Source organism: Bradyrhizobium sp. SZCCHNS3002 (genome assembly GCF_032377435.1).
In the GTDB taxonomy this organism is placed as follows: domain Bacteria; phylum Pseudomonadota; class Alphaproteobacteria; order Rhizobiales; family Xanthobacteraceae; genus Bradyrhizobium.
In genome coordinates, this window is the sequence record NZ_JAUHHY010000022.1 from 100603 (window position 1) to 106602 (window position 6000).

Below are 6000 nucleotides of genomic sequence, written 5' to 3' on the forward strand. Positions count from 1 at the left end.
AAGGGAGACTGATTACGGAGCTGTCACGCCACCAGTTCACGTGGCTTCACAACACCTTGTGCGGCGCAGGAAGACTACGGTGCCGGGGTATTGCGGATGTTGCGAAGCAGAGACAATGAGGTACAAATGGGGAGAGTCGGCCGGCTTTTGCCGAACTATTGAGCGAAGTGCATGTTGATAGGGCATATGCTGCATGCACTTTGCGTTGCGGAAAAGGACGAAGACGGTGCCCAATGGGGGCTAGCGCGCTTCACTCTGAGTCGGTTCGGGATCAGCAGGAACGTACTTAGATCTCGGCCCGTTGCAGCAGTGCGGCGGAACCTACGTGGAGAGGGATCATGTACAACGATTCGTTGTTCAACGCGTTCGCAAGGTCGTTCGAGGCACGCAGCCAGACCGACATGTCGATGCAGGAATATCTAGAATCGTGTCGAACCGACCCGATGCGATACGCGAACGCCGCTGAACGACTACTAGCTGCGATCGGTGAGCCTCAGATGATCGACACGGCCAAGGACCCACGCCTTGGCCGTATTTTTTTGAACCGGACGGTTCGGCTGTATCCCGCGTTCGCCGGCTTCTATGGCATGGAAGACACGATCGAGCGCATCGTCGGCTTCTTCCGCCACGCCGCGCAAGGTCTCGAAGAGCGCAAGCAGATCCTCTATCTGCTCGGACCGGTCGGCGGCGGCAAGTCGTCGCTCGCCGAACGGCTGAAGCAGTTGATGGAAGCTCATCCGATCTACGTGCTCAAGGCCGGTGATGAGCTGAGCCCGGTCTTCGAATCGCCGCTCGGCCTGTTCGATCCCGACACGCTGGGCCCGATGCTCGAGGAGAAATACGGCATTCCGCGCCGCCGTCTATCCGGTTTGATGAGCCCGTGGTGCTACAAGCGACTCGAAGCCTTCGGCGGCGACATCTCGCAGTTCCGCGTCGCCAAGATCCAGCCGTCGCGGCTGCGGCAGATCGCGATCGCCAAGACCGAACCGGGCGACGAGAACAACCAGGACATCTCCTCGCTGGTCGGCAAGGTCGACATCCGCAAGCTCGAAACCTACGCCCAGAACGATCCCGACGCCTACTCCTATTCGGGCGGCCTCAACCGCGCCAACCAGGGCATCCTCGAATTCGTCGAGATGTTCAAGGCGCCGATCAAGATGCTGCATCCGCTGCTGACGGCGACGCAGGAGGGCAACTATATCGGCACCGAGAACATCGGCGCGATCCCCTATAATGGCGTGATCCTCGCCCATTCCAACGAGGCGGAGTGGCAGAGCTTCAAGACCAACAAGAACAACGAGGCCTTCATCGACCGCATCTGCGTCATCAAGGTGCCGTACTGCCTGCGCGTCACCGAGGAGCGCAAGATCTACGAGAAGCTGATCCAGGGCTCCGAGCTCGCCACCGCGCCCTGCGCGCCGGCGACCCTGGACACCCTGGCCCGCTTCTCGGTGATGTCGCGCCTGCGCAAGCACGAGAACTCGACCTTGTACGCCAAGATGCGGGTCTATGACGGCGAGAGCCTGAAGGAGTCCGATCCGAAGGCGCGCAGCGTGCAGGAATATCGCGACGCCGCCGGCGTCGACGAGGGCATGGACGGCATTTCCACCCGCTTTGCCTTCAAGGTCCTGGCCGCGACCTACAATCACGACACGGCGGAAGTGTCCGCCGATGCCGTGCACTTGATGTATGTGCTGGAGCAGTCGATCAAGCGCGAGCAGCTGCCGGAGGAGGTCGAGAAGCGCTACCTCGAATTCATCAAGGCGGACCTCGCGCCGCGTTACGCGGAGTTCATCGGCCACGAGATCCAGAAGGCGTATCTGGAATCCTACTCCGATTACGGCCAGAACCTGTTCGACCGCTACGTCGACTACGCCGACGCCTGGATCGAGGATCAGGACTTCAAGGATCCCGATACGGGACAGCTGCTCAATCGCGAGCTGTTGAACCAGGAGCTGACCAAGATCGAGAAGCCGGCCGGGATCGCCAACCCGAAGGACTTCCGCAACGAGGTTGTCAAGTTCTCGCTGCGCTCCCGGGCCCAGAACGGCGGAAAAAATCCGTCCTGGACCTCCTACGAAAAGATCCGCGAGGTCATCGAAAAGAGGATATTCTCGCAGGTCGAGGATCTGCTTCCGGTGATCTCGTTCGGTACCAAGAAGGACGGCGAGACCGAGAAGAAGCACGACGACTTCGTCGCGCGCATGGTCGAACGCGGCTACACCGAGCGGCAGGTCCGCCGGCTGGTCGAGTGGTACATGCGGGTGAAGCAGGCAGGTTGATCGCGGTCCGGCGCCGATGTTCACTGCATGTGCTGCAGGCCATCGGCGGATATTGGCGCCGGGACGACGAGGCGAGCGGAACGTTCGACGCTGAACTTTGATGGGACGCGTCGGGCAGCGAATGATGCGGGTCCGGTATCGGGTCTGATACTGCACCGCGGCATCGCGGCGGGGGAGAGCAGGAGTCGAAACCGCTGCAGCAGGAGGCGTATGGAAACGTGGTCATGCACATCATTGATCGGCGCCTGAATCCGGGCGGCAAAAGTCTCGAAAACCGTCAGCGATTTTTGCGCCGAGCCAAGGCGTTGGTTCAAGGGGCCGTGAAGAAGACGTCGCAGGACCGCGACATCAAGGACGTGCTCGAGGGTGGTGAGGTCTCCATACCGCTCGATGGCATGGACGAGCCGCGCTTCCGCCGTGAGGGCGGCACCCGCGACATGGTGCTGCCCGGCAACAAGAAGTTCGTCGAGGGCGATATCCTGCCGCGCTCCGGTGATGGCAGCGGCCGCAAGTCGGCGCCGGGGCAGGGCGACAGCGAGGACGCCTTCCGCTTCGTGCTGAGCAAGGAGGAGTTCGTCAACCTGTTCCTCGACGATCTCGAGCTGCCCGATCTCGCCAAGCGCAAATTCGCCGAGGCCGAGAGCGAAGGGTTGGTGCGCGCGGGCTATTCGACGTCGGGTTCGCCAGCCAATATCTCGATCAGCCGCACCGTCACCCGCGCCTTGGCCCGCCGCGTCGCGCTCCGCCGGCCGCGGCCGGAGGCGATTGCCGAGCTCGAAGCCCAGCTGGAGCAGGAGACCGACGACGACAAGCGCGCCGCGCTGCTGGCCGAGCTCGAAGCGCTGAAGGCGAAGGCCAAGCGCATCCCCTTCATCGATCCGATCGACATCCGCTACCGCCGCTTCGAAGCGGTGCCGAAGCCGATCGCGCAGGCCGTGATGTTCTGCCTGATGGACGTGTCCGGCTCGATGTCGGAGCACATGAAGGACCTCGCCAAGCGGTTCTACATGCTGCTCTACGTGTTCCTGACCCGGCGCTACCGCCATGTCGAGATCGTGTTCATCCGCCATACCGATCGTGCCGAGGAGGTCGACGAGCAGACCTTCTTCTACGGACCGGCATCCGGCGGCACCCTGGTGTCGAGCGCCCTGCAATGCATGCACGACATCGTCCGCTCGCGCTTCCGGCCCTCGGACTGGAACATCTACGCGGCGCAGGCCTCCGACGGCGACAACGCGACCTCGGATTCCGAGAATGTCGCGCGGCTCCTGACCGACAACATCCTGCCGGTGTCGCAGTTCTTCGCCTATCTCGAGGTCGGCGAGTCCGGCACCTATTCGTTCGAGATGCCGGACTCCGCGCTGTGGTCGCTGTATGAGCGGCTGCGCGCCAATGGCGAGCCGCTGTCGATGCGCAAGGTGCGCGACCGGAGCGAGATCTTCCCGGTGTTCCACGACCTGTTTCAGCGTCGCGGCACCACGCAGGAGAGGGCGGCGTCATGAGCGGACTGCTGTTCGAGGGCGCCGACTGGAATTTCCTCACCTTGCAGCGCATTCACGATACCTGCGAGAGGGTGGCGCACAAGGAGCTCGGGCTCGACACCTATCCCAACCAGATCGAGGTGATCACGGCCGAGCAGATGCTCGACGCCTATTCCTCGGTCGGCATGCCCCTGTTCTACAAGCACTGGTCGTTCGGCAAGCACTTCGCCTATCACGAGGCCTCGTACCGCAAAGGGCTGATGGGCCTCGCCTATGAGATCGTGATCAACTCCTCGCCCTGCATCTCCTATCTGATGGAGGAGAACACGGCGACGATGCAGACCCTGGTGATCGCGCATGCCGCGTTCGGTCACAATCACTTCTTCAAGAACAACTACCTGTTCAAGCAGTGGACCGATGCCGACGGCATCCTCGACTATCTCGACTTCGCCCGCGGCTACATCGCGCAATGCGAGGAACGCTATGGCCGGCTCGCGGTCGAGCATACGCTCGATGCCGCCCACGCGCTGATGTCGCATGGCGTCGACCGCTATCCCGGCAAGAAGAAGCTCGACTTCCGCGAGGAGGAGAAGCGCGCCGGCAAGCGCAGGCTCTATGAGGAGGGCCAGTTCAACGATCTCTGGCGCACGGTGCCGACCGGCCCGGTCAAGACCAATGCGATGCTGAACGTCGAGCGGCGCCGCGCGCTGCTCGGCCTGCCGCAGGAGAACCTGCTTTATTTCCTGGAGAAGACCGCGCCGCGGCTGGCGCCCTGGCAGCGCGAGCTGCTGCGCATCGTCCGCCACATCGCGCAGTATTTCTATCCGCAGGGCCAGACCAAGGTCATGAACGAGGGCACGGCGACCTACGTGCATTATCGCATCATGAACCGTCTGCACCAGGAAGGACGACTCACCGACGGCAATTTCCTGGAGTTCCTGCAGTCGCACACCAATGTCGTGTTCCAGCCGGAGTTCGACGATCCGCGCTACTCCGGCTTCAACCCCTATGCCCTTGGCTTTGCGATGATGCAGGACATCGAGCGCATCGTGAAGGATCCGACCGACGAGGACCGCGAATGGTTTCCGGACATCGCCGGCACCGGCGACGAAATGGCGGTGCTGCGTGACGTCTGGGCGAACTATCGCGACGAGAGCTTCATCAGCCAGTTCCTCAGCCCCAACCTGATCCGGCAGCTCAGACTGTTCCACCTGCATGACGATCCGGCCGAGCGCGCCGGCATTCTTGTCGATGCCATCCATGACGAGCGCGGCTATCGCCGCATCCGCCGCGAGCTGTCCAAGCAGTACGACGTCGGCTACATCGACCCCAACATCGAGGTGGTCGATGTCGATCTCGCCGGCGATCGCCGCCTGATGCTGCGGCATACGGTGGTCAAGGGCGCCCAGCTCAACGAGACCGACACCAAGCGCGTGCTGCAGCATCTCGCCGATCTCTGGAGCTACGACGTGTCGCTGGTCGAAGTCGATGCCGCCACCGACAAGGTGCTGAAGGAGTACGTGCTCAATCCCCGGATACAACCGGCGGCCGCCTAGCGCGGCCGCCAAGCCTTAGATATCAGCTGTTAGATCTCCGCGTACACTTCGAGCAGATTGCCGTCCGGGTCCCTGAAGAACAGGGTCCGGTGCCCGAAGGGCTGGTCCGTCGGCGGCTCCATGAGAGCGACGCCTTGCTGGTCAATTCTGCCGCGCAGCGGTCGACATCGTTACGGCCCACCTTGAACGCGAGCTGCAGCGAGGCGGCGCCTCGGGGCGTCAGCTGGTCCGATGCGAGCCGCTTCGGTTGCGCCAGCGCCAATGTATTGGCGCCGATCCGGTATTCGATCCAGCCCTGCGACAGCTCGCGCGCGATCGGGAAGCCCAGCACGTTCTCATAGAAGCCGCGCATCGCCGTCCAATCGCGGACGAGGATGATCGTATAGTCGATGGCGCGAATGGCGTTGAAGGCGGACTTGATCTCTGGGGTGCCGGTCATCGGGTTCTCCCTCTCTGTCAGCCCACTCTAGACCATGAAGATGATGTGCGTGTCCAAACCTCGCTTCGTCATGGCCGGGCTTGACCCGCCTGCGCGGCCGTAGCCGCTTCGGCGCGGCGAAGGCCCGGCCATCCATCTCTTCGCCAAGTGCATGGATGCCCGGGTCAAGCCCACGGCTGTCCGGTTCAGACAGACTGGACATGGTGCATGGCGTGGATTCTTCTGCGGTCTTGAGCATCGCC

Annotated in this window: 3 protein-coding genes and 1 pseudogene; 3 read left to right on the plus strand and 1 reads right to left on the minus strand. The window is 62.6% G+C overall.

The genetic code is table 11. The features are described 5' to 3' along the window. Positions 1-338: 338 nt before the first annotated feature. The 3 genes from QW845_RS31665 to QW845_RS31675 all read left to right on the plus strand — a co-directional run bounded on the left by QW845_RS31665 (position 339) and on the right by QW845_RS31675 (position 5319). Positions 339-2282: a PrkA family serine protein kinase gene (locus tag QW845_RS31665; RefSeq protein ID WP_315805437.1), complete on the plus strand. Its 1944-nt coding sequence runs from the start codon at positions 339-341 to the stop codon at positions 2280-2282. A 224-nt stretch (positions 2283-2506) separates the two neighbouring features. Beyond that, positions 2507-3784, plus strand: coding sequence for a YeaH/YhbH family protein (locus QW845_RS31670; protein ID WP_315805438.1), 1278 nt, complete (start codon positions 2507-2509; stop codon positions 3782-3784). Then, entirely contained in the window at positions 3781-5319 is a 1539-nt protein-coding gene (locus QW845_RS31675; protein ID WP_315805439.1) for a SpoVR family protein, read from the plus strand. Before QW845_RS31670 ends, QW845_RS31675 begins: the two co-directional genes overlap by 4 nt. 29 nt (positions 5320-5348) lie before the next feature. Here QW845_RS31675 and QW845_RS31680 read toward each other — a convergent pair. Further along, positions 5349-5758: pseudogene (locus QW845_RS31680) on the minus strand (VOC family protein). Between the last annotated feature and the right edge of the window lie 242 nt (positions 5759-6000).